Origin of the sequence: Clostridium algifaecis (assembly GCF_017874415.1) — a bacterium.
Classification (GTDB): domain Bacteria; phylum Bacillota; class Clostridia; order Clostridiales; family Clostridiaceae; genus Clostridium_B; species Clostridium_B algifaecis.
Genome location: NZ_JAGGLM010000019.1, coordinates 21637 through 44142 on the forward strand (window position 1 = coordinate 21637; position 22506 = coordinate 44142).

20 protein-coding genes and 1 pseudogene are annotated in these 22506 nt (G+C 30.9%); 18 read left to right on the forward strand and 3 right to left on the reverse strand.

Annotation, left to right across the window (positions count from 1 at the left end; genetic code table 11):
• The first annotated feature begins 3 nt into the window (after positions 1–3).
• From cysD to J2Z42_RS11770, 10 genes are all read left to right on the forward strand, one after another.
• Entirely contained in the window at positions 4–804 is an 801-nt protein-coding gene (gene cysD / locus J2Z42_RS11725) for a sulfate adenylyltransferase subunit CysD (RefSeq protein ID WP_209702961.1), read from the forward strand.
• Between the two features lie 30 nt (positions 805–834).
• A complete protein-coding gene (locus J2Z42_RS11730; RefSeq protein ID WP_209702962.1) occupies positions 835–2667 on the forward strand; it encodes a GTP-binding protein in 1833 nt (610 codons plus the stop codon).
• Between the two features lie 238 nt (positions 2668–2905).
• The gene (locus J2Z42_RS11735; RefSeq protein WP_209702963.1) at positions 2906–4948 is read left to right on the forward strand and encodes a methyl-accepting chemotaxis protein; all 2043 of its coding nucleotides are present in this window, start codon (positions 2906–2908) and stop codon (positions 4946–4948) included.
• A gap of 208 nt (positions 4949–5156) precedes the next feature.
• Positions 5157–6479, forward strand: a complete 1323-nt coding sequence (xylA, locus tag J2Z42_RS11740; RefSeq protein WP_209702964.1) for a xylose isomerase — start codon at positions 5157–5159, stop codon at positions 6477–6479.
• A gap of 74 nt (positions 6480–6553) precedes the next feature.
• The gene (gene xylB, locus J2Z42_RS11745) at positions 6554–8050 is read left to right on the forward strand and encodes a xylulokinase (RefSeq protein ID WP_209702965.1); all 1497 of its coding nucleotides are present in this window, start codon (positions 6554–6556) and stop codon (positions 8048–8050) included.
• A gap of 23 nt (positions 8051–8073) precedes the next feature.
• A complete protein-coding gene (locus tag J2Z42_RS11750) occupies positions 8074–9135 on the forward strand; it encodes an aldose epimerase family protein (protein WP_209702966.1) in 1062 nt (353 codons plus the stop codon).
• A 22-nt stretch (positions 9136–9157) separates the two neighbouring features.
• Positions 9158–10534 (forward strand): sugar porter family MFS transporter, encoded by a 1377-nt coding sequence (locus J2Z42_RS11755; protein ID WP_209702967.1) that lies wholly within the window; start codon positions 9158–9160, stop codon positions 10532–10534.
• A gap of 163 nt (positions 10535–10697) precedes the next feature.
• On the forward strand, positions 10698–11876 hold the full coding sequence (locus tag J2Z42_RS11760; protein WP_209702968.1) for an ROK family transcriptional regulator: 1179 nt from the start codon (positions 10698–10700) through the stop codon (positions 11874–11876).
• Positions 11877–11948: 72 nt separating this feature from the next.
• Positions 11949–12845, forward strand: coding sequence for a M15 family metallopeptidase (locus J2Z42_RS11765; protein WP_439897330.1), 897 nt, complete (start codon positions 11949–11951; stop codon positions 12843–12845).
• A gap of 65 nt (positions 12846–12910) precedes the next feature.
• Positions 12911–14014 carry an amidase domain-containing protein gene (locus J2Z42_RS11770; RefSeq protein WP_209702969.1) on the forward strand — a complete coding sequence of 368 codons (1104 nt, stop codon included), beginning with the start codon at positions 12911–12913 and terminating at the stop codon, positions 14012–14014.
• A gap of 59 nt (positions 14015–14073) precedes the next feature.
• Here the strand turns inward: J2Z42_RS11770 and ytfJ are convergent, their stop codons facing one another.
• Both ytfJ and J2Z42_RS14785 read right to left on the reverse strand, forming a co-directional pair.
• Positions 14074–14547 (reverse strand): GerW family sporulation protein, encoded by a 474-nt coding sequence (gene ytfJ, locus J2Z42_RS11775; protein WP_209702970.1) that lies wholly within the window; start codon positions 14545–14547, stop codon positions 14074–14076.
• Between the two features lie 25 nt (positions 14548–14572).
• On the reverse strand, positions 14573–15097 hold the full coding sequence (locus J2Z42_RS14785) for a DUF2953 domain-containing protein (protein ID WP_209702971.1): 525 nt from the start codon (positions 15095–15097) through the stop codon (positions 14573–14575).
• A 178-nt stretch (positions 15098–15275) separates the two neighbouring features.
• On the opposite strand from J2Z42_RS14785, the gene J2Z42_RS11785 reads away from it, so the two are divergent.
• Positions 15276–16391, forward strand: a complete 1116-nt coding sequence (locus J2Z42_RS11785; RefSeq protein ID WP_209702972.1) for a D-alanyl-D-alanine carboxypeptidase family protein — start codon at positions 15276–15278, stop codon at positions 16389–16391.
• Positions 16392–16456: 65 nt separating this feature from the next.
• On the opposite strand, the gene J2Z42_RS11790 is transcribed toward J2Z42_RS11785, so the two are convergent.
• Positions 16457–16936 (reverse strand): hypothetical protein, encoded by a 480-nt coding sequence (locus tag J2Z42_RS11790; protein WP_209702973.1) that lies wholly within the window; start codon positions 16934–16936, stop codon positions 16457–16459.
• A 416-nt stretch (positions 16937–17352) separates the two neighbouring features.
• Between J2Z42_RS11790 and J2Z42_RS11795 the strand changes: the two genes are divergently transcribed.
• The 7 genes and pseudogenes from J2Z42_RS11795 to J2Z42_RS11825 form a co-directional block, all read left to right on the forward strand.
• Positions 17353–17766 (forward strand): SoxR reducing system RseC family protein, encoded by a 414-nt coding sequence (locus tag J2Z42_RS11795; RefSeq protein WP_209702974.1) that lies wholly within the window; start codon positions 17353–17355, stop codon positions 17764–17766.
• 160 nt (positions 17767–17926) lie between these two features.
• Positions 17927–19261, forward strand: a complete 1335-nt coding sequence (gene rsxC / locus J2Z42_RS11800; protein WP_209702975.1) for an electron transport complex subunit RsxC — start codon at positions 17927–17929, stop codon at positions 19259–19261.
• Positions 19262–19278: 17 nt separating this feature from the next.
• Positions 19279–20277, forward strand: a complete 999-nt coding sequence (locus tag J2Z42_RS11805; protein ID WP_209702976.1) for an RnfABCDGE type electron transport complex subunit D — start codon at positions 19279–19281, stop codon at positions 20275–20277.
• Positions 20278–20281: 4 nt separating this feature from the next.
• Positions 20282–20833 carry an RnfABCDGE type electron transport complex subunit G gene (locus J2Z42_RS11810; protein ID WP_209702977.1) on the forward strand — a complete coding sequence of 184 codons (552 nt, stop codon included), beginning with the start codon at positions 20282–20284 and terminating at the stop codon, positions 20831–20833.
• 4 nt (positions 20834–20837) lie between these two features.
• On the forward strand, positions 20838–21461 hold the full coding sequence (gene rsxE, locus J2Z42_RS11815) for an electron transport complex subunit RsxE (RefSeq protein ID WP_209702978.1): 624 nt from the start codon (positions 20838–20840) through the stop codon (positions 21459–21461).
• The gene (locus tag J2Z42_RS11820; protein ID WP_209702979.1) at positions 21461–22039 is read left to right on the forward strand and encodes an electron transport complex protein RnfA; all 579 of its coding nucleotides are present in this window, start codon (positions 21461–21463) and stop codon (positions 22037–22039) included. The genes rsxE and J2Z42_RS11820 overlap by 1 nt, the downstream gene beginning before the upstream one ends.
• Before the next feature lie 18 nt (positions 22040–22057).
• Positions 22058–22411, forward strand: a pseudogene (locus tag J2Z42_RS11825) (RnfABCDGE type electron transport complex subunit B); the annotation flags it as partial.
• Between the last annotated feature and the right edge of the window lie 95 nt (positions 22412–22506).

Sequence of the window (22506 nt, forward strand, 5' to 3'; positions counted from 1 at the left end):
AAAATGGATCATTTAGACAGATTGGAAGCTGAAAGTATTTATATTTTTAGGGAGGCCTATAAGAAACTTGGAAAACTTGCTATGCTGTGGTCAATAGGAAAGGACTCCACGGTAATGCTTTGGCTAGCACAAAAAGCGTTTTTTGGAAATTGCCCATTTCCACTTATACATGTGGATACAACTTTTAAAATTCCAGAAATGATAAAATTCAGAGATGAAGTTGCTAAAAAGTACAATTTAAACTTAATAGTTCATACAAATACCAAAGCACTAGAGGAAGGCATGGGACCTAAAAAAGGAAGACTTGTGTGCTGTAAGGCGTTAAAAACAGATGGACTTCAGCAGGTAGTAGATGAATATAAATTTGAAGGACTTATAGTTGGAATAAGAAGAGATGAAGAAGGTTCTCGTTCTAAGGAGAGAGTATTCAGTGAGAGAAATGCAGAATCCAAATGGGACTATACAGATCAACCACCTGAACTATGGGATCAATTTAAAACTGACTTCAAGAAGGGAAATCATATAAGGGTACATCCAATTATAAACTGGACAGAACTTGATATATGGGAATATATAAGAAGAGAGAATATACCTGTTGTAGATTTGTATTTTGCTAAAAATGGTAAGAGATATAGAAGTCTTGGTTGTGCACCATGTACAAACCCTATTGATTCAAATGCAACTACGTTAGACGAGATAATAGAGGAACTCAAAAATACTAATGAGACAGAGAGATCTGGAAGAGCTCAAGATAAGGCAGATGCACACGCTCTTGAAAAACTTAGAAAAGATGGATATATGTAATTATTAACTAAAAAAGTTGGAGGGATATAAATGGCAAAAGACAGAGAAAATTTAAATATAGTAGTTGTTGGTCATGTAGACCATGGTAAATCCACTTTAATAGGTAGATTACTTTATGATACAAAATCATTACCTGAAGGAGAAATTGAAAAAGTAAAGAGGATATCCGAGGATAACGGGAAAAAATTTGAATATGCATATTTGTTAGATGCTTTTGAAGAAGAACAAAAGCAGGGAATAACTATAGATATAACTATGCTTCAGTTCTTTACAAAGAAAAGGGATTATTTAATTATAGATGCTCCTGGTCATAAGGAATTTTTAAAAAATATGATATCTGGTGCTGCAAGTGCCGAGGCTGCTATTTTGGTTATAGATGCTAAAGAGGGAGTTCAAGAGCAGTCAAAGAGACATGGATACATACTTTCGCTTCTTGGAATTAAAAAGGTGTTTGTTGCTATAAATAAAATGGATTTAGTGGATTATTCTGAAGAAAGATTCAACCAGGTTCAAGATGATTTCAATAAATTCCTAAATAATATAAATATATATCCAGAAAAGTATATACCTATTTCCGCATCTGATGGTGAAAATGTGGCAAACAAGTCTGATAAGATGCCATGGTACCATGGACAGAATGTTTTAGAATCCATGGACAGCATAGAGAAAGATAAAGGAATTGAAGAAAAAGAGCTCAGATTCCCAATTCAGGATGTATACAAATTTGACAGCAGAAGGATTATAGCAGGCAGGATTGAATCAGGCACACTTAAAAAAGGTGACGAGGTTGTAATTTATCCTTCTGGAAAAGTTACAAAAGTAAAATCCATTGAAGCATGGCAGGCTAAAGATAAAACAGATATAGTCAAGGCTGGAATGTCTGTAGGAATTACTGTTGAAGATGAGTTTTACAACAAGAGAGGAGAGGTTATCTGTCATAAGGATACTCCTATTACTGTAGGAAATGTATTCAATGCAAATGTATTTTGGCTTGGAAATAATAATCTTGTAAAAAATAAAACTTACAAGCTTAAAATTGAAACTCAGGAAGCAGAGTTTAGGATAATATCCGTGAATAAGATAATTGATGCAGTTACACTGGACAGTAGTGAAAATCTTGATTTTCTGAAGAAGAATGATGTAGCTGAAGTGACAATAAAGACAGAGATACCAATCTGTTTTGATAAATTCAGTGAACTTCAATCAACTGGAAGATTTGTAATAGTAGATGGATATGACATATGCGGTGGAGGAATAATTTCAAATGTAGAAGATTCTCTTAAAAGAGAAATAAAAGATGTAAAGAGCAAGAATATATCCATAAGGAAAAGGCTTGTATCAAGAAAAGACAGAGAGAATAATTTAGGACAGGCCGGAAGAGTTATATGGCTTACAGGTCTTCCTGGATGCGGCAAAAATGAAATAGCAGTAAAACTTGAAAAAAAACTTATGGATTTAGGTAAGAAGGTATATTATCTTGATTCATCTCATCTTAGATTTGGACTTAGCTCCGATCTTGCTTTTACACAAAAAGATGCACATGAACAAACTAGAAGAATTGCTGAGGTAGCAAATTTATTTGCTGATAGCGGAATTATAACTATAGTTACTTCTGTAAGCAGGTTTAAAGAAGACAGGGAATACGCAAAAAATATAATTGGAAATGAAAACTATACAGAAATATTCATAGAAGCTGATAAAGATGTATGCAAAAATAGAAATCCAGAGGTGTTTAGCGAGGACAGCGATTCTATATTTGGATATGAAAGATCAGGTTATCCTGTTGTAACTCTTTATATAGATAATGCTGAATTTAACTCAGATTCAAAGGTTAATGATATAGTTGAAATTTTAGGATATTGACAAATAGTAAAAAAGATGGTTGTTTGAATAATTTCAAGCTTTGTAAATTATTCAGGCAGCCATTTTTATTTAATCCAGGACATAAATTACAAAAAATAAAAATAATATAATTAATTTGATAGGATTTATTTAACTTTTGTCGAATTATAAAAATAAGATAATAATATCTTAAATGTTAGTTAAATGCTATAATTGTAATATGCGTCAATGCAAAAATCATAAGGAGGTAATTTTAGGTATGAGCATAAAGAAAAAGATACCAATGTTCATTGGAATACTTGTTTTAATAACTATGTTAGTGGCATCCAGTCTAGTATATTATGAAACTTCCAGTAAACTTTATAGTGCAAGTAAAGTTGAAATGGATTCACTTGTAGATAGTTATGTTATTACTATGGAACATATGATAGATAAAGAACAAATAAAAGTAGAAGGGTTAACACAAAAGAAATCGATATATGATATTTTAAACCTTCGCAGTAGTTCAGCTAATTCAGATGCATATAAAAGTGCAGTTAATACAGTTAGTGCAGAATTGGATGCTTATGTAAAAAAAGAGGGAAATCTTGAACATGCATTTATTGTTGATAAAACTGGTACTATAATAGCTGACAGCGATAGACATTTAATAAACACAAGTATATCCGACAGAAATTATAATATTGAAACATTGAAGGGGAAAAATGTAATTAGTGAAACTATGACTTCAAAGTCTACGAAAGCTCAGATAATAGTATTTTCAAGTCCTTTAATAATTAATGGAAATTTGTATGGGTATTCGGCAGCAGCAGTTGTTGCGAAAAGCTTTTCGACACCATTTAAAAATGTAACAGTATCACAAACTCAAGGAAGCTACGCTTATCTTGTAGATGAAAAGGGAAATATTATATTTCACCCGGATACTAGCAAAATAGGCAAACCTGTAGAAAATAGTGCAGTTATAAATTTTGTAAATGATATGAAAAAAGGAAAAAATGTTGGATCAAAATTTGTTGATTATACATTTCAAGGTGATGAAAAAATAGCATATTGTAACTTAATACCTGGAGTAAAATGGACTTTTGTGTTATCAGCAAATAAAAGTGCAATAGTTGCAGGTGCAAGAAAAATTACTCTTCTTATAGTAAGCATGATGCTTGTACTAGCTATAATATCCATATTAGTTGGAGCGATTATATCTAAAAGAATAATAAATCCAATAGAAAAAGTTAAAAAAATAATTGATAAAACTTCAAAATTGGATTTAAAAAGCTTGGATGAAGCTGATGAATATAAAGAATTGTTTAATTATAAAGATGAAATAGGGGATATATTTAGATCTATATTGACTATGAGAAAAACTCTTAAGGGAGTAGTGGACAACCTTTCTTCCGAATCAAATAAGGTAACTGAAAATGCTGCTTTTCTAGAAAACCTTACAAAAGAGTTGAAACAATATGTTGAAGAAACTTCAAATGAAACAGATAATATATCGGCTGGTATGGAGGAAAATTCAGCTGTAGCGGAAGAAATTGCGGCATCTTCAGGAGAGATGGGCAATGCGGTAAATGATATGGCAAACAAGGCAGAAGAAGGTTCTAAAAATTCCGAGGATGTTTCAAAAAAAGCAGAAGAACTTAAAGAATCTTCCAATCAATCCAAGATGGCAGCAAAAAATATTTATAATGATATAAAGAATAGCATGGAAAATGCAATTGAGGATAGCAAATCTGTAAATAAAATAAATGAACTTACAGAAGGAATACTTGATATAACAGAACAAACCAATCTTCTATCTCTAAATGCGTCAATTGAGGCAGCAAGAGCTGGAGAAGCAGGAAAAGGTTTCGCAGTAGTTGCCGATGAAGTAAGACAGCTTGCGGAACAATCATCACAAACAGCAGAGAATATAAAAAATGTAGTTGGTATAGTTGAAAGTTCTGTAAAAAAGCTTGTTGATAGTTCAAGCAGCATATTAAAATTCTTGGAAAATACAGTCAACAAGGATTATGATAAATTTGGAAATGTGGCAGTTCAATACAATAAGGACGCAGATACTATGAATGAATTTATGATGGATTTTAGTGCAGTTTCGGAAGAACTCAATGCATCAATTGAAGGCATAGTAAAAGCTGTAGGAGAAATGGCCCAAACTGTAAGTGATGGTGCTTCTGGAATACAAAATGTATCTGAAAAAACCTCAAATATATTTAAAAAGCTTGAAAATATTAATTCTACTGCAACTAAAAATAGGGAAAGTGCAGATGTTTTGAAGGAAATAATAGAAAAATTTAGTATTTAGGTGTAAAGTATTATAATACTTAAGCATTTTAAACTATTCAATGATTTGGTAGTGAAATTCAAATAATTTCACTACCAAATCATTTTTTTAATTCTAAATTATATATTCTATAAAATTATTTAATCAACTTTATAAAGCCTATTGAAAAAGTTTACTATACGTGATATACTTACATCGTAAATTAAAAATAAGATGTGGAGTGATAAAAATGAAAGAGTATTTCACTAATGTTTCTAAAATAAATTATGAAGGACCAAATTCAAAAAACGCTTATTCATTTAAATATTACAATCCTGATGAGGTAATTGGCGGCAAACCAATGAGAGAACATTTGAGATTTGCTATGTCGTATTGGCATACTTTAACAGCAAATGGGACAGATCCTTTTGGCGCAGGTACAATGCTTCGTCCATGGGATAATGAAAACGATAGCATGAGCTTGGCAAAGGCGAGAATGGAAGCAGCATTTGAATTTATGGACAAGTTACAGATTGATTATTTCTGCTTCCATGATAGGGATATAGCACCTGAAGGAAAAGACTTAGCAGAAACTAATAAAAATTTAGATGAAATTGTGGCAATGTGCAAAGATTTAATGGAAAAATATAATAAGAAACTATTATGGGATACAGCTAATTTATTTAATAACCCAAGATTTGTTCATGGTGCAGGGACAACATGCAATGCAGATGTTTTTGCATATTCTGCAGCACAACTTAAAAAAGCAATTGAAGTTGGAAAAGAATTAGGTGCAGAAAATTATGTATTCTGGGGTGGACGTGAAGGATATGAAACTTTACTTAACACAGACATGGGATTTGAATTAGACAATTTTGCAAGACTTCTTAAAATGGCAGTAGATTATGCTAAAGAAATAGGATTTAAAGGACAATTTCTTATAGAGCCAAAACCGAAAGAACCTACAAAACATCAATATGATTTTGATGTAGCTACAGTTTTAGGATTTTTAAGAAAGTATAAATTAGATAAATATTTTAAGATAAATATTGAAGCAAATCATGCTACTTTAGCAGGACATACATATGAGCATGAGATATGTCTTGCAAGAAATAATAATGCACTTGGAAGTCTTGATGCAAACCAGGGAGATCCAGCACTTGGATGGGATACAGATCAATTTCCAACTAATATATACAATTCAACTTTTGCTATGTATGAAGTACTTAAAAATGGAGGAATTGCACCTGGGGGATTGAACTTTGATGCTAAGGTTAGAAGACCATCATTTGAACCAGAAGATTTATTCCTTGCATATATAGCAGGCATGGATACTTTCGCCAAAGGTTTGAGAATTGCTTATAAACTTTTAAAGGATGGACCAATTGAAGATTTTGTTAAAGAAAGATATTCAAGCTTTAATACAGGGATAGGTAAGGAAATAGTAGAAGGCAAGGTTGGATTTAAAGAACTAGAAAAATATGCTCTTGAAAACAGCAACATAAAGAATAAATCAGGAAGACAGGAAATGTTAGAATCTATAGTTAATCAGTATATGCTTGAAGATAAGTAATAATTAATGTGGAGATAGCAAATTAGTTTGTCTCCACGATAACTTATATTATTTATATGAGAGAAGGATTGATTATGAATTTTTTGGGAATAGATTTAGGAACTTCTTCCGTTAAAATTATAATAATGAATGAACAAGGTAATATTATAGAAAGCGTATCAAAAAATTATGATGTAAGTTATCCACATGCTGGATGGGCAGAACAGAATCCAGATGACTGGTGGAACAGTACTAAAAATGGAATTAAAGAATTATTAAATAGAGAAAACATAAAGCCAGAGGAGATTAGTGGTATAAGTTTTAGCGGCCAGATGCATGGTTTAGTGATACTTGATGATAAAAATCAGGTCTTGATGCCAGCTATATTGTGGTGTGATCAGAGGACACAAAAGCAGTGTGATTATTTGAATAAAGAGTTTGGACAGGAAAAACTTTCAGAATATACAGGAAATATGGCATTGACAGGTTTCACATTGCCAAAGGTTCTGTGGGTTAAAGAAAATAGACCGGATATATATAAGAGAATAGCACATATTATGCTCCCAAAAGATTATATAAGTTTTAAACTTACAGGTATATTTGCATCTGATGTATCAGATGCTTCAGGGACTATAATGTTTGATGTTAAAAATAGAAAATGGTCTAAAAAAATTGTAGAACTTCTCAAGATAGAAGAAAAGGTTTTGCCTAAAGTGTATGAATCATCTGATGTTATAGGAAATGTATCTAAGGAAGCATCAAGAGAAACAGGACTTTCGACTGAAACTTTAGTTATAGCTGGTGCTGGAGATCAGGCAGCTGGTGCTGTAGGCACGGGTGTAGTTGATTCAGGTATGATTTCAGTGTCACTTGGAACTTCAGGTGTAGTATTTTCAAGCAGCGAAAAGTTCTACATGGACAAGGAAAATAGATTACATTCATTTTGTCATGCAAATGGGAAGTGGCATCAAATGGGTGTTATTCTTTCAGCTGCATCAAGTCTTAAATGGTGGGTTGAGAATGTTAATTTAGATACAGATGGAGATGCATTTGAGAAATTGCTTTCAGAAGCTGGAAGATCTTCTGTAGGTAGTAATAAATTATTATTCTTACCTTATCTTATGGGTGAGAGAACACCATATAATGATCCTGATGCAAAAGGCAGTTTTATTGGTCTTAATATAACTCATAAAAGAGGAGATATGACAAGAGCTATTTTAGAGGGAGTTTGTTTTGCACTTAGAGATTCTCTTGAGATACTTAAAAGTATGAATGTTGAAATGAGTGAAATAAGAGTAAATGGAGGGGGAGCAAAGAGCAAGCTCTGGAGACATATACTTGCGGATGTATTTAATCTTAAGGTAAACATAGTTAATTCTAAAGAAGGACCGGCATACGGGGCATCAATACTTGCAGCTGTAGGATGTAAACTTTTTAAATCTGTTGATGAAGCATGCAAGGTACTTATAAAGACATCAGATAGTGTAGAGCCAATAAAAGAAAATGTTGAAAAATATAATAAAATTTATAAAGTATATTCATCACTATATTACTGTTTAAAGAACAAATTTACAGAAATAAACAACTTATAAAATTTTTAAGGAGATTTTATATTATGGGGATTGTAAAAGAATTATTTGGAGTATTACCAGAAAATAAAAAAGTATATCTTTTTACCGTAAAAAACCGTAATGGAATGACTATAAAAATATCAAATTTTGGTGCTGCCCTTGTATCTCTTATGGTACCAGACAAATATGGCAGATTTGATGATATAGTACTTGGATATGATAATTTACAGGGATATATAGATGGCAAATTTTTTTTCGGTGCAACTATAGGACGTAATGCGAATAGAATAAGAAATTCTAGAATTAAAATAAATGATCAGATATACAGTTTAACGAAAAATGAGGGAGAAAATCAACTCCATGGTGGAATTAAGGGATTTGATAAAGTTCTGTGGTCATCGAAAACATACACTGATAATGAGGAAAATCAATGTATTGAATTGTCTTACTTGAGTAGAGATGGTGAAGAAGGATATCCTGGCAATTTAAGTGCTAGAATCATATACACTCTCTCTGATGATAATAAGTTCAAAATTGATTATTTTGCAATTTCAGATAAAGACACAATAGTTAACATGACCAATCATTCCTATTTTAATTTATCGGGACATTCATCTGGCAGTATATTGAAGCATCAGGTTATGATAAATTCAGATAAGTTTACTGCAAATGATGAAAGTAGTATTCCGACAGGTGAAATAAAAAGTGTAGAGGATACACCTATGGATTTTAGAGAGCTTACTACTGTAGGTAAAAATATATCAAGTAATTATGATCAAATAATTTATGGACATGGGTATGATCACAATTGGATATTAAATAAAAAGGATAATGATCTAGGAATGGCAGCAAAAGTGTTTGATCCTTACAGTAGAAGAGTTATGGAAGTGTATACGACTAAACCAGGAGTGCAATTTTATTCAGGAAATTATATAAATGAGTCTCAAAATTGTAAAGACAATGCTTGTTATGCTAAAAATAATGCACTTTGTCTTGAAACTCAATATTTTCCTGATGCAATAAACCATGATAATTTTAAATCTCCTGTATTGAAAGCAGGAGATGAGTACAAACATATGACGATATACAAATTTTCAGTTATATAAATTAAAAAAGGAGATGTGTTTAATGGGAGTAAAAATTAATAGTACAATGGTATATATTTTTGGCGCACTTGGCGGTCTTCTATTTGGTTATGATACTGGAGTTATTTCAGGAGCAATCTTATTTATTCAAAAACAGATGAGTCTTGACTCATGGCAGCAAGGGTGGGTTGTTAGTGCTGTATTAGTAGGAGCCGTTCTTGGAGCTGCAATTATTGGACCAATGTCTGATAAGTATGGACGTAGAAAGCTTATTTTGTTATCAGCAGTTATTTTCTTTGCTGGAGCACTTGGATCAGCATTTTCAAAAGGATTTAGTACACTTATTATATCCCGTATTATTCTTGGTATGGCAGTTGGCTCTGCATCAGCATTAATTCCAACATATTTGGCAGAATTATCGCCTGCTGAAAAACGTGGATCTATGTCAAGCTTATTTCAATTAATGGTTATGAGTGGAATTTTATTAGCATATATTACTAACTATAGTTTCTCTGGTCTATATACTGGATGGCGTTGGATGTTAGGATTTGCAGCTATTCCATCTGCAATACTTTTCTTGGGAGCTCTTGTACTGCCTGAAAGTCCCCGTTACTTAGTTAAAGATGGAAAACTTGATGCAGCTAAAGAAGTTTTGAATCAAATGAATGAACATAATCAAAAAGCTGTTGACGCTGAACTTGTTGATATTAAGAAACAAGCTGCGATTAAAAGTGGTGGGCTTAGCGAGTTATTCGGCAAATTTGTTCGTCCGGCATTGGTTATTGCTATTGGTTTAGCTGTTTTCCAACAGGTTATGGGCTGTAATACAGTTCTTTATTATGCACCAACTATTTTTACTGATGTTGGTTTTGGTGTTCAAGCAGCTTTACTCGCTCATATTGGAATTGGGATTTTTAATGTTATAGTTACTGCCATAGCTGTTTCTATAATGGATAAAATTGATCGTAAAAAAATGTTGATTTATGGCGGCCTTGGAATGGGTGTTTCTTTACTGGTTATGAGCTTTTCAATGAAGTTGTCTAATGGTTCATTTACAGGTTCAATTATTTGCGTCGTTGCATTAACCGTTTACATCGCTTTCTTCTCAGCTACCTGGGGACCTGTAATGTGGGTAATGATTGGTGAAATATTCCCATTGAATATTCGTGGTTTAGGTAATTCGTTTGGAAGTGTAGTTAACTGGGCTTCTAACGCAGTAGTATCATTAACATTTCCAACATTACTAAGTTACTTTGGCACTGGTAATTTATTCATAGGTTATGGTGTTATTTGTTTTGCAGCAATCTGGTTTGTTCATTATAAAGTATTTGAAACACGTAATCGTTCACTTGAAGAAATTGAAGAGACTCTTAGAGCATGTGCTGGCGAAGCAAAACAAGAACTTGCAACTGACAAATAAGTTTCAACTTATTATTTTTACAATTTTAGGTGCTGATGAAAAAAATCATCAACACCATTTTTGTTATTTATAAAGCCCATTTAAAAACTATATAAATTAATGTTATAATACTTAATTATAGAGTTATATAAAATAATTTTTAAAATTGAATGGTGGCATTGGAATGAATAAATTAAAATCTGTAGATCAGGAAACTATAAAAATATTGAATCAGAAAAAAATAATTAATTTGCTGTATAGAAATAAGCAACTTACAAAACAAGAAATATCGCAAGAACTGAATATAAGCATTCCAACAGTTATAAATAATATAAATGAACTTATAGAGAGAGGAATTGTGGATGATGCTGGTGTTGCAGAATCTACAGGCGGAAGAAAACCAACAATTATTAGATTCCTTCCTAATTCAAGATATTCTTTTGGCGTTTGTATTACAAAAGATAAAGTTAGAATAATCTTGACAAATTTGAACTTTAATATAATAGAAGAAAGAGCATTTGATATGCCGGAAGAAGTGCAGGATTTTAGAAGCTTGATTTTAAAAATAAAGGACGAAATAGAAGATATTTTAAGTGTATACAAAATCCCATTTGATAAAATACTCGGCATTGGTTTTTCTCTTCCAGGTACTATTGATGAAGAAAAGCTTTTTCTAAAAAACATGACAAATTTTAAAGTAAAAAATATATATTTTAAAGAGTTTGAAAAGAACTTTAAAATGCCAATTTTTATAGAAAATGAAGCAAACGCTTCAGCTTATGCAGAATCATTTATTAATTTTAAAGGGTATAAAAATAATCTTGTATTTATATCTATTACAGAAGGTATAGGCGCTGGTATTATTATAAACAACAATGTTTATAAAGGCATTAACAAGCGAGCAGGTGAAATTGGACATATGACTGTTGTAAAAAACGGCAGAAGGTGTAATTGTGGAAAAAAAGGCTGCTGGGAAGTATATGCTTCAAAAAAAGCACTTTTAAATGAGTATAAAAAAGAATTTGGAGTTAAAAATAAGAGCTTAAATGATTTTTTAGATATGACTAAGGACAATTTAAAGGCTAAAGAAATACTTGATAATTATGTAGGATTTCTAGCGGAGGGCATTAAAAATATAATTTTAATTTTTGATCCACAAAATATAATTATAGGTGGAGAAGTGTTTTCATATAAAGATTTAATAGAAGAAGACTTAATAAATAAAGTATTTGAGGATAATAGCCTATATGATAAGAACGAATGTAATGTTATGTTTTCAAGTTTAGGAGGCAATGCTGCTATATTTGGAGCGGCACTTCTGCCTATGGAAAGTGTATTTTTTTTGACCGGGAATGTGATTTGAATAAATTATTAATTTTAAAAGATACTATCCTAAAAGAGAAATAAAAAATTATTTACTTTTGGAGGTATTAAGTTGAAAAAGATAATTATTACAATATGCGTAATTATTACACTAGCAAGTCCTGTAAGAGCTACAGACTCTAGTAAATATGAAATTACAATGAAACAGGATATATTATGTTTAATGATGGCATATCCTGAATATATTAAAGATGTAACAAAAGAAAATGATGGATCAGTATATATCATAATGAACTCAGGAAAAAAAGTTTTATATGATGATAAGAAAAATAAAAGCTTCGATGAAAAATTATTCAATACAGATATTCAGGATATGTTGGAACAGCCTTATCCACTTACTTCAATAAATAAAGTTATGGATAAAAATGTAGATCCTGGACGGTTAAGGGTATATCCTATTTTAAATGAGGTATATGGACAGTCTAAGAGCAAAGTTGAGGCTAATCTTAAGATGGCAAATTTAGGCTATAGGAGATTTCAGTTTAATGGAAATAATAATGCTGCAAAATCTCTTGAAAATGCTGTAAATGAGCTTTTACCTATAGCTAGAAGTAACAGAAAGGTATCTTCTTGTTTGTTCCCAAGCAGTGGCACATTTAACTATAGGAATATTTCAGGAACTAATTTAAAAAGTCCTCATTCTTTTGGAATAGCTATAGACCTGGCTCGTGATAGGAAAGATTACTGGAAATGGGTAAGTAAGAATGAAGGAGATAGCAGAATAAATTTTTATCCTAAAGAAATTGTAGAAACATTTGAAAAAAATAACTTTGTATGGGGTGGAAAATGGAACCACTTTGATATATTACATTTTGAATACAGGCCTGAAATAATTTTAAAAGCTAGATACTTTGGAAATAAAAATAATAATGAAAAAAAATGGTATGCAGGAGCTCCCAGCGAGGACAAAAATGTAAAAGAATATATTGAAAAAATTAACAGAATGTAATTATGTTTCATTGGAGATAATATATATGTCAATTAAATTACAATTATTGAGATAGGAGTATGGATATGAAATTTTCTCTGATGAAAACAGGCATTCGTTTTGCAAATATAATACTGTTGTTCTTGTTTGTAATTAATCTATTTGCTTTTAAAGTAAAAGGTGAGGAAGCTTATACTAAAGATGAGATCCAGACTGAAATTCAGAAAATATTTAGTGATAGAAATAATGCTATATTGAAAGGAAATCTTAAGCTTGTAGAAAATATTTATGACAAGAATACAAAGTATGGTACTTGGGCATATGAATATGAAGAAAAAAAGATGAAATATATTAAAAACTGGGAAGAAAAACAGGGAATAAAATTTAAAGACATAACTCCTAAAGTGATAGTTAAGAGAGTTAGAAAAAATGGAGATAAACTTTCTGTTAATTTGATTTGCTCAACCCAATATAGATATGCATATAATGATAAACCGGATGTTATTAATGTTTTCAGAATAGGAACATCGCATATATTAAATATTGTAAAAAAGGATAATGGATGGATTGTTACAAAAGAGTGGTATAAGGATCCTTTTGCAGATTCACTGAAAATAAATAATTTAAAGGTGGACTCAATAAAGAATTATATAATGTCACAAAATATTAGAGACATGTCTACAATAAGTGATAGAAGAAAATCAGTAGTTGAATATGCTGACAGATATTGTGGAATAGCATCTGAAGAAATATATGGTTTCAAATATAATAAAAAATACAGAAACTATAATTCACAGGGCGGAGATTGTGCTAATTTTGCATCTCAGATATTATTTGAAGGCGGCAAATTCAAAAAAAATTCTTCATGGAGTTATGATAATAGTGGTGCTACAAGAGCATGGCTGAATGCTGATGGATTTAAGGAGTATATGATATACAGCGGAAGAGCATCTGTTATAGCTCATGGGAGTTATGAAAAAGTATATAAAGCATCTTATAGACTTCTTCCGGGCGATTTTGTAGCCTATGAAAAAAAAGGAGACATAACTCATATTTCCATGGTAACAGGTATAGATTCAAAAGGATATGCTCTTGTTACATGTCATAATACCGACAGGGATAAAGTTCCATGGGACTTGGGCTGGAATGATAAAAATATAAAATTCTGGATTGTAAGAGTCAATTATTAGAAAATAGATAATATAAAAAATTCAGGCCTACGCTATAAGGTAAGCCTGAATTTTTTATATTATTCATTATATTTGTCTTTTACTTTGTCAGATGATTGACTGTTATATTCTTTACTTTTGTAACTATCGTTAGATTTTTTATAGTTATCATTAGTTTTTTTCGAACACATCATTTCCTTTGCAAATTGCATTATTTGAGGAATAGAATCTACTATTTTATCATAAGTATTATTTTGATTGAGAGACAAAAGTCTCACGGAATCACCTTTTGTAACTAGAAACGCTATAGGTTTAACTGTAACTCCTGCACCGGAACCTCCACCGAATGGATAATTGGATTTTGATTCGTCTTCATTTTCTGTATTGAATTCACTTCCACCGGAAGCAAAGCCAAAAGATACTCTGGAAATTGGGACTATTAAGGAACCATCTTTTGATTCTATTGCGTCTCCTACTATAGTATTGACATCTATCATATCTTTTAAATTTTCCATGGTGCTTTTTAATAAATTTTCTATAGGATGACCATCCATAAAAATTCCTCCTTGATCTGCATAATTATGTTATTTGTTTTAATTTAATTTTTTTTATAGCTAATAGTAAAACTATATACATAATTTTTGCAAAACTTATGTAAATTATACTAGTAATTTCTATCTTAAAAAAATTTTTATTAAAATAGGGAGATAAATTTACTTTACATTTTTTAAATATAAATACTTTGGAAAGTAATATAAAAAGTGATTGAATAATTGAGTTTATGATTCCATATAAAATAGCTGTATAAGCTGCATCATTAAGTCCATATGACATATTCAACTTAATATTTATAGGAATTTTGAACCCAATATTTTTAATTGATTTTAAAATGAACTTTACTTTTTTAATATGTTTTGCAGAATCAATATTTTTTTTTGCTGATTTTTTTTTGCGCTTTTTTTGATTCTTAAATTTATGAACTATATCTATATTAAAAATGTAAAGCTGAAGTTTCTTATTATTGTATTTAAAATGAAGTTTAATGGGTATAGGTACAAATAACAAAATGAATAAAATTATTAAAATAGCTAGTAAAATAAACATTCAATGAAATACCACCATTTAATTAGGATATTTTTGTATAAATAAATATGTATATAAGTATAACCTTAATTGTAAATTATATACTTAAGTGGAATTAAGATTAGGTTTAATTTAATTATTTTAGTAAAAAATAATTTATGTATAAATAAATTCTCGTTTAATTAGGAGGAATATCCAGATGAATAAAAAATTAAAGAGCTTTTTAGTATTCATATTAATTTTTTCTATAGTTATCAATATAAATACTAATGTAGTAATGGCAGATAAAAATAGTAAAAATAAATCTCCTAATATACAAGCTGGTTGTGCTATAGCACTGGATAGTAAATCAAAGGTTGTATTATATGAAAAAAATGCTTATCAATTAGTTCCTATGGCTAGTACAACTAAAATTATGACGGCATTAGTTGCAATAAAATATGGAAATTTGGATAGGAAGATAGAAATTTCTAAGAGATCAGCAGGTGTTAGGGGATCGACCGTCGGCTACAAAAAAGGTGAAAATATTAAACTTAAAGAACTTTTATACGGACTCATGTTGAGATCTGGCAATGATGCTGCAATAGCTATTGCAGAGGGTGTAAGCGGAAATGTAGAGGAATTTGTAAAACTTATGAATGAATATGCAAGCGAGATAGGAGTACTTAATACTCATTTTGAAACTCCACATGGACTTGACAAGGATGAGCATTATTCAACCGCATATGATCTATCGGTAGTTACCAGCAAAGCCAGAGAAAATGAACTTTTCACTAAAATTGTAAATTCAAAAGATGTAGATGGAAAGGAAAATGATTTTACTAGAAGTTATCATAATATAAATAAAATTCTCTGGGAAATTCCATATGCTAATGGAGTTAAAACAGGATATACAGGAAAAGCTGGAAAATGCCTGGTTACATCTGTAAACATCAATGGAAATGAGGTAATTATAGTAGTATTAAATTGTCCTGGCAGGTGGAAGGAGACAAAAAAGATATCTGAATATGTGAATAATAATTATGAATTTAAAAAGATGTTTTCAAAAGATGATAATGCTGTTGATATAAATTTAAATAAAAAGAAACTAAGACTTAAGTATGGAGAAGACATAATTATACCTGTAAATCCTGAATGTAAATATACTACAAAGATAATAAAACCGGAAAAGATAGGCTGCACTATAAAAAAAGGAGATAAAGTTGGAAAGTTATGTATTTATAAAGATGGAAAGAAAATATACAGCACTTCACTAAAAGCTGGAAATACTTTCAGAATACATAGGTTTCACTTTTTAAATAAATTTAATTTTTAGATATGCAAGGGCTGTTAAAAAATAAATTTTGAAACAGTCCTTGCATATTTTTATTTAATATTATGTTAATGGCAATAAAATAAATTTTGTTTCTTAGAATCATTTGTTAAATTAAATCTTTTTAAATGTATATGATCCATAAATTTAATATTATTTGATATAGTACTTAAAAATTCTTTGGAAAATTTAAAACGATAGTCCTCGGACATAGGGTTCTGTATTGAGTATTCTATGTGATAAGGAATATGATCAACTATATACATTGGTATAAGATGTTCTATTCTTTTGTTTATTAATGCATATTCATATATACTGGCATCTATTATGATACCATCATAAACATTAAAACAATGGGCAAAGCTTCTACTATAAATATTATTAATACATATAGTTATAATTCCTTGTACGGGAATTGCATCTATATTGTGAAATTTACAGAGCTCATATATAAGGGAAGATATAATCGGAGAACTGTTTGATATGGAGTAATTGGTAATACAATATTCACATATTTTTTTTAAAATATCCTTGTCTGATTTATTCATAAATGTAATCTCACCTTTTAAATTAGTTATTATAAAATAATTATATAACATTTTACAGTATAAAATTATTAAATAAATATTTAACAAAATATCAGGTGCTACAATTTTAATATTTTATAATATGATTTGATTTTTATAAGAAGAAAAGATAATATATAAAAATATTATAACAGATGTAAAAATAATTATAATACAGAAACTAAATTTATATGTTTATAAATTAACAATATTCAATTAAATTGCTTTTTAAAATTTGGATTTATAGGTACTAAAAAGTTGTTATAATAAGATATTAGTACAGAATAAAAAAAAGTAGTGACACAGGATGAAATTTTTATAAATTGTGATATAATTAAAATGTAATTAAATTTTAGTTGAATTGTGAAAACAATCACTAATTTAAGGAGGTAATATAAATGAAAAATGAATCTTCAGGCATTGTAATTGAAGTTGATAACGATATTGCTAAAGTTAGGACAAGCAAACATGGTGATTGTGAAAATTGTGGTGCTTGTCCTGGAGCTGCTGCATCTGTAGTTAATGCTAAAAATCCTATCGGAGCAAAACCAGGTCAGCATGTTATGTTTGAAATAGAACAGACAAATATGTTAAAAGCTGCATTTGTTGTGTATATATTGCCAATTATTGCAATCTTATTAGGAGTATTTATTGGAACTGTTTTAGCTGATAAAATTGGTGGAAATGAAAAAACATTTCAAATAGTAGGAGGTATAGTATTATTTGTTTTATCACTTTTGTATGTAAAAATTTTTGATAAATCTACTGGAAAAAAGCAATCTATGAAACCAGTTATAAAACGTATTTTGTAGATATTTGGAATATTATATTGATATATTTCTGTAAATATTTTATTATAGTATTGTTAAACAATATGTTTTCATAATGTTTTTATAAATTTAATATAAAACTAACTAAGATTTTGTTACAGGAAGTTTCCTGTAACAAAATTTATTGAAAGAGGTGTTGATAGTGATAAAAAGTTTTAGGGGTGGAGTTCATCCTGATGGCAGCAAAAAATATACAGCCAATAAGCCCATCGAAATAGCTCCCATACCTGATAAGGTATTTATACCTGTTAGACAACATATTGGAGCTCCAGCTTCACCTGTTGTACAAAAAGGTGATTTGGTAAAGAAAGGTCAGTTAATTGCTAAAAGTGGTGGATTTGTATCTAGCAATGTACATGCATCGATTTCTGGCAAGGTATTAGACGTAGGCGATTACCCTCATCCTAATTTTGGAATGTGTACATCCATAGTCATTGAAAATGATGGAAAAGATGAGTGGGAAGAAGGAATTCCAACTTCAAGAAAATTTGAAGATTTAAGTGAAAATGAAATTATGGACATCATAAAAGAAAAAGGTATTGTAGGAATGGGTGGTGCTACTTTTCCAACTCATGTAAAGTTGAGTCCACCAAAAGACAAAACAGTTGATACATTTATTTTAAATGCAGCTGAATGTGAACCATATTTAACAGCAGACCACAGAGCTATGCTTGAGTATGATGACAAAATAGTAAGTGGAGTTAAAATAGTAGAGAAACTTTTAAAACCTAAAAAATGTTATGTTGGTATAGAAGATAATAAACCAGATGCTATAGAAAATATGAAAAAAGCATTTTCTGGCACAGGAGTGGAAGTCGTTGGGCTACCTACTAAATATCCACAGGGAGCAGAAAAAATGCTCATAAAAGTTTTAACAGGGAAAGAAGTTCCATCAGGCGGGCTTCCAGTTGATGTAGGGGTAGTTGTTCAAAATGTAGGTACAGTAATTGCAATAAGTGATGCTGTAGAAAGAAATATTCCACTTATACAGAGAATAACAACAGTAAGTGGAGGCGCAATTAAAGAACCAAAAAATATTTTGGTAAGAATAGGTACAACCTTTGAGGAAGTTATAAAATTTTGCGGTGGTTTTTCAAAAGATCCAGTTAAATTAATTACAGGTGGACCTATGATGGGATTTGCGCTATCAAATTTAGATGTTCCTGTAATTAAAGGTGTTTCAGGCATACTGGCTATTTCAAAAGAAGATGCAAACACTGGAGAAGAATCCCCATGTATAAGATGTGGACGATGTATAAATGCATGTCCTATGGGACTTAATCCAAGTATGCTAAGTATTCTTGGACAAAATGATTTATATGAAGAAGCCAAGGAAGACTATAATCTTTTAGATTGTATAGAATGCGGCAGCTGTGTATTTACATGTCCTGCTAAGAGAAACATTGTCCAGTATATTAAATATTCTAAGGACAAGGCAAGAAATGCAGCTAATAAGGCTAAAGCTGAAAAAAAATAAAGGAGAGGTTATGAAAAATGGCAGAAACGGAATTAACAAAAAAAAGAATTTTTACTGTTTCAACTTCACCACATGTAAGATGTGACGAGTCTATATCTAAAATAATGTGGAGTGTAAATATAGCACTTGCTCCAGCTGCGATATTTGGAATTTATCATTTTGGATTTCCAGCTTTAAAGATCATGATAGTTAGTATTTTATCAGCAGTTATAACAGAAGCAATAGTTCAAAAAATAAGAAAAAAACCAATAACTATCAGTGATGGAAGTGCATTTTTAACAGGACTTTTGCTTGCTATGAGTGTATCGCCTGAAATGCCACCTTATATGGTAGGAATAGGATCTTTTATAGCGGTAGCAATAGCAAAGCAGTCTATGGGTGGACTTGGATACAACATATTCAATCCAGCTCACGTAGGAAGAGCAGCTTTGATGGCTTCATGGCCGGCAGCAATGACACTATGGAGTAAAATGACAACTAGCGTAGATGTAGTATCATCAGCTACACCTCTTGGAATTTTAAAACTTCAAGGATATTCTAAATTAGTAGAAACTTTTGGCGGCACAGGTAATCTTTATAAGGCTTTATTTATAGGAAATAGAAATGGATGTATAGGTGAAACTTCAACAATACTTCTTGTTTTAGGTGGAGCATATCTTATATACAAACATTATATAAATTGGCAGATTCCAGTTACTATGATTGCTACTGTAGGAATTTTAACATGGATATTTGGACCAAGTGGTGCATTTACTGGAGATCCAATATTCCATATGATGGCTGGAGGACTTGTTATAGGAGCATTCTTTATGGCTACAGATATGGTTACAGTTCCAATAACTATAAAGGGACAAATTATATTTGCAATCGGTGCTGGAGCAATTACTGTACTTATAAGATTAAAAGGTGGTTATCCTGAGGGAGTTTGTTATTCAATACTTTTGATGAATGCTGTTACACCATTAATTGATCGTTTAGTTAAACCAAAGAAATTTGGTTCAGAAGCAGGGAGGTAATTTTATGGCAAAGGATAAGTTTTCTATTTTTAATGTTGCTAAAAATTTAACAGCAGCCTGTTTTATATCTGGTATTATAATTGCAACGACATATTATTTTACAGCTCCAGTAGCAGCAAAAAAACAGGTACAGCTAAAAAATCAGTCTATGAAACAATTAGTAACTAATGCAGATAATTTTAAAGAAGTTAATGGGAAAAAGGATTGGTATGCGGCAGAAAAAGGAAATAAGACTATAGCATATGTTGTTCCGGCTTCCAGTAAAGGATATGGCGGAGCTATAACTATGCTTGTCGCAGTTACACCACAAGGAAAAGTTATTGATTTTAGCATTGTATCTCATAATGAAACGCCAGGACTTGGAGCAAATGCTGCTGAAGAGCCATTTAGAAAAGAATTAAGAAATAAAGGTGCAGATGGCTTGGAAGTAACAAAAGATAAATCAGATACAAAACATGTTCAAGCTATGACTGGTGCTACTATAACTTCTAGAGCTGTAACTAAAGGCGTTAAAGAGGCTGTAGTTCAGGTTACTAAGTATACAGGAGGTAAGTAGTAATATGAAGAATTTATGGAACATATTTAAAAAAGGCATAATTGCAGAAAATCCTATTTTCGTGCTTGCTTTAAGCCTTTGTCCAGCATTAGCAGTAACCAGCAAAGCAGTCAATGCACTTACAATGGGATTATCTGTAATGTTTGTTATAACTGCAAATAATACAGTAGTTTCTATAACTAGAAAGTTTGTTAATCAAAAAGTTCGTGTACCAGTATATATTACTTCGATAGCTACAATAGTTACTATGGTTGAACTTGTACTTCAAGCAGTTGCACCAGTTTTGTATAAAGCTTTGGGTATATATCTGGCTCTTGTAGTTGTTTTTGCTATTATACTTGCACGTGCAGAAGTTTTCGCATCAAAAAATAAAGTAATACCATCATTCTTTGATGGACTTGGTATGGGAACTGGATTTTGTATTGCTCTTGTTGTAATTGGAATAATTCGTGAATTATTTGGTTCAGGAGCTATATTTGGATTTAAAGTATTAGGGGCATGGTATAATCCAGCTCTTATCATGATTTTACCTCCTGGTGGTTTTATATTAATTGGATATTTAGTTTCTATAGTTAAGATATATAACCAGCACCAGGAAAAGTTAAAAATGAGCAGAGGTGAAATGTAATGGCGTATCTTACTTTATTTATAAGTTCAGTAGTTATAAATAACTTTGTTTTGACTAGATTTTTAGGACTTTGTATTTTCTTTGGAGTTTCAAAAGATTTAAATGCTTCCGTTGGTATGGGAATGGCAGTTACTTCAGTTTTGACACTTAGTTCTATATTTGCATGGATTGTATATCACTTTGTACTTTTACCATTCCATTTAACTTTTTTAACTACAGTTGTTTTTGTACTTTTAATTGCAAGTTTTGTACAACTTCTTGAGATGATAATTAAAAAACAGGCACCTGCACTTTATAATATGTGGGGAATTTATTTACTTTTAATAGCAACAAATTGTATTGTGCTTTCAGTACCTCTTTTAAATGTAGATTCAAACTATTCATTCCTTATGAGTGTAGTTAATGCTATTGGAGGAGGAATGGGTTTTGCACTTGCTATAATTTTGATGGCAAGTTTAAGAGAAAAATTGAGACTTGCTGATGTACCTAAACCACTTGAAGGACTTGGAATTGCTTTTATTCTTGCAGGAATGTTAGCATTGGCTTTCCTTGGTTTTTCAGGAATGATAGCTGTATAGAAAGGAGATTTGTAAATTATGGAAATAGCAATTATGGTTTTAGTTGTAATGACAGTTACAGGATTGATATTCGGGCTTGTGCTTGGATATGCAAATAAAAGATTTGCTATTGAATCAAATCCACTTATAGATTTAGTTGAAGAAGAACTCCCAAAAGGTCAATGTGGAGGCTGTGGATTTGCAGGATGCCGTGCTTATGCAGAGGCAGTAGTACTTGATAAAGATGTAGCCCCAAATCTTTGTGTTCCAGGAAAAGCTGCTGTAGCAGATAAGGTAGCAGAATTAACAGGAAAGAAAGCAGAGGCTGTTGAACCTAGAGTTGCACATGTTATGTGTAAAGGTGATTCGAAAAAGGCAAATAGAAAATATGAAGAGTAAGCTCGGAAACTAATTTCAAGCTGGCTCAAAAATATTGGTTATGTTATTTTTGTGCAGATAACTCTTAGAGGAAGACATTATTCCTAAAA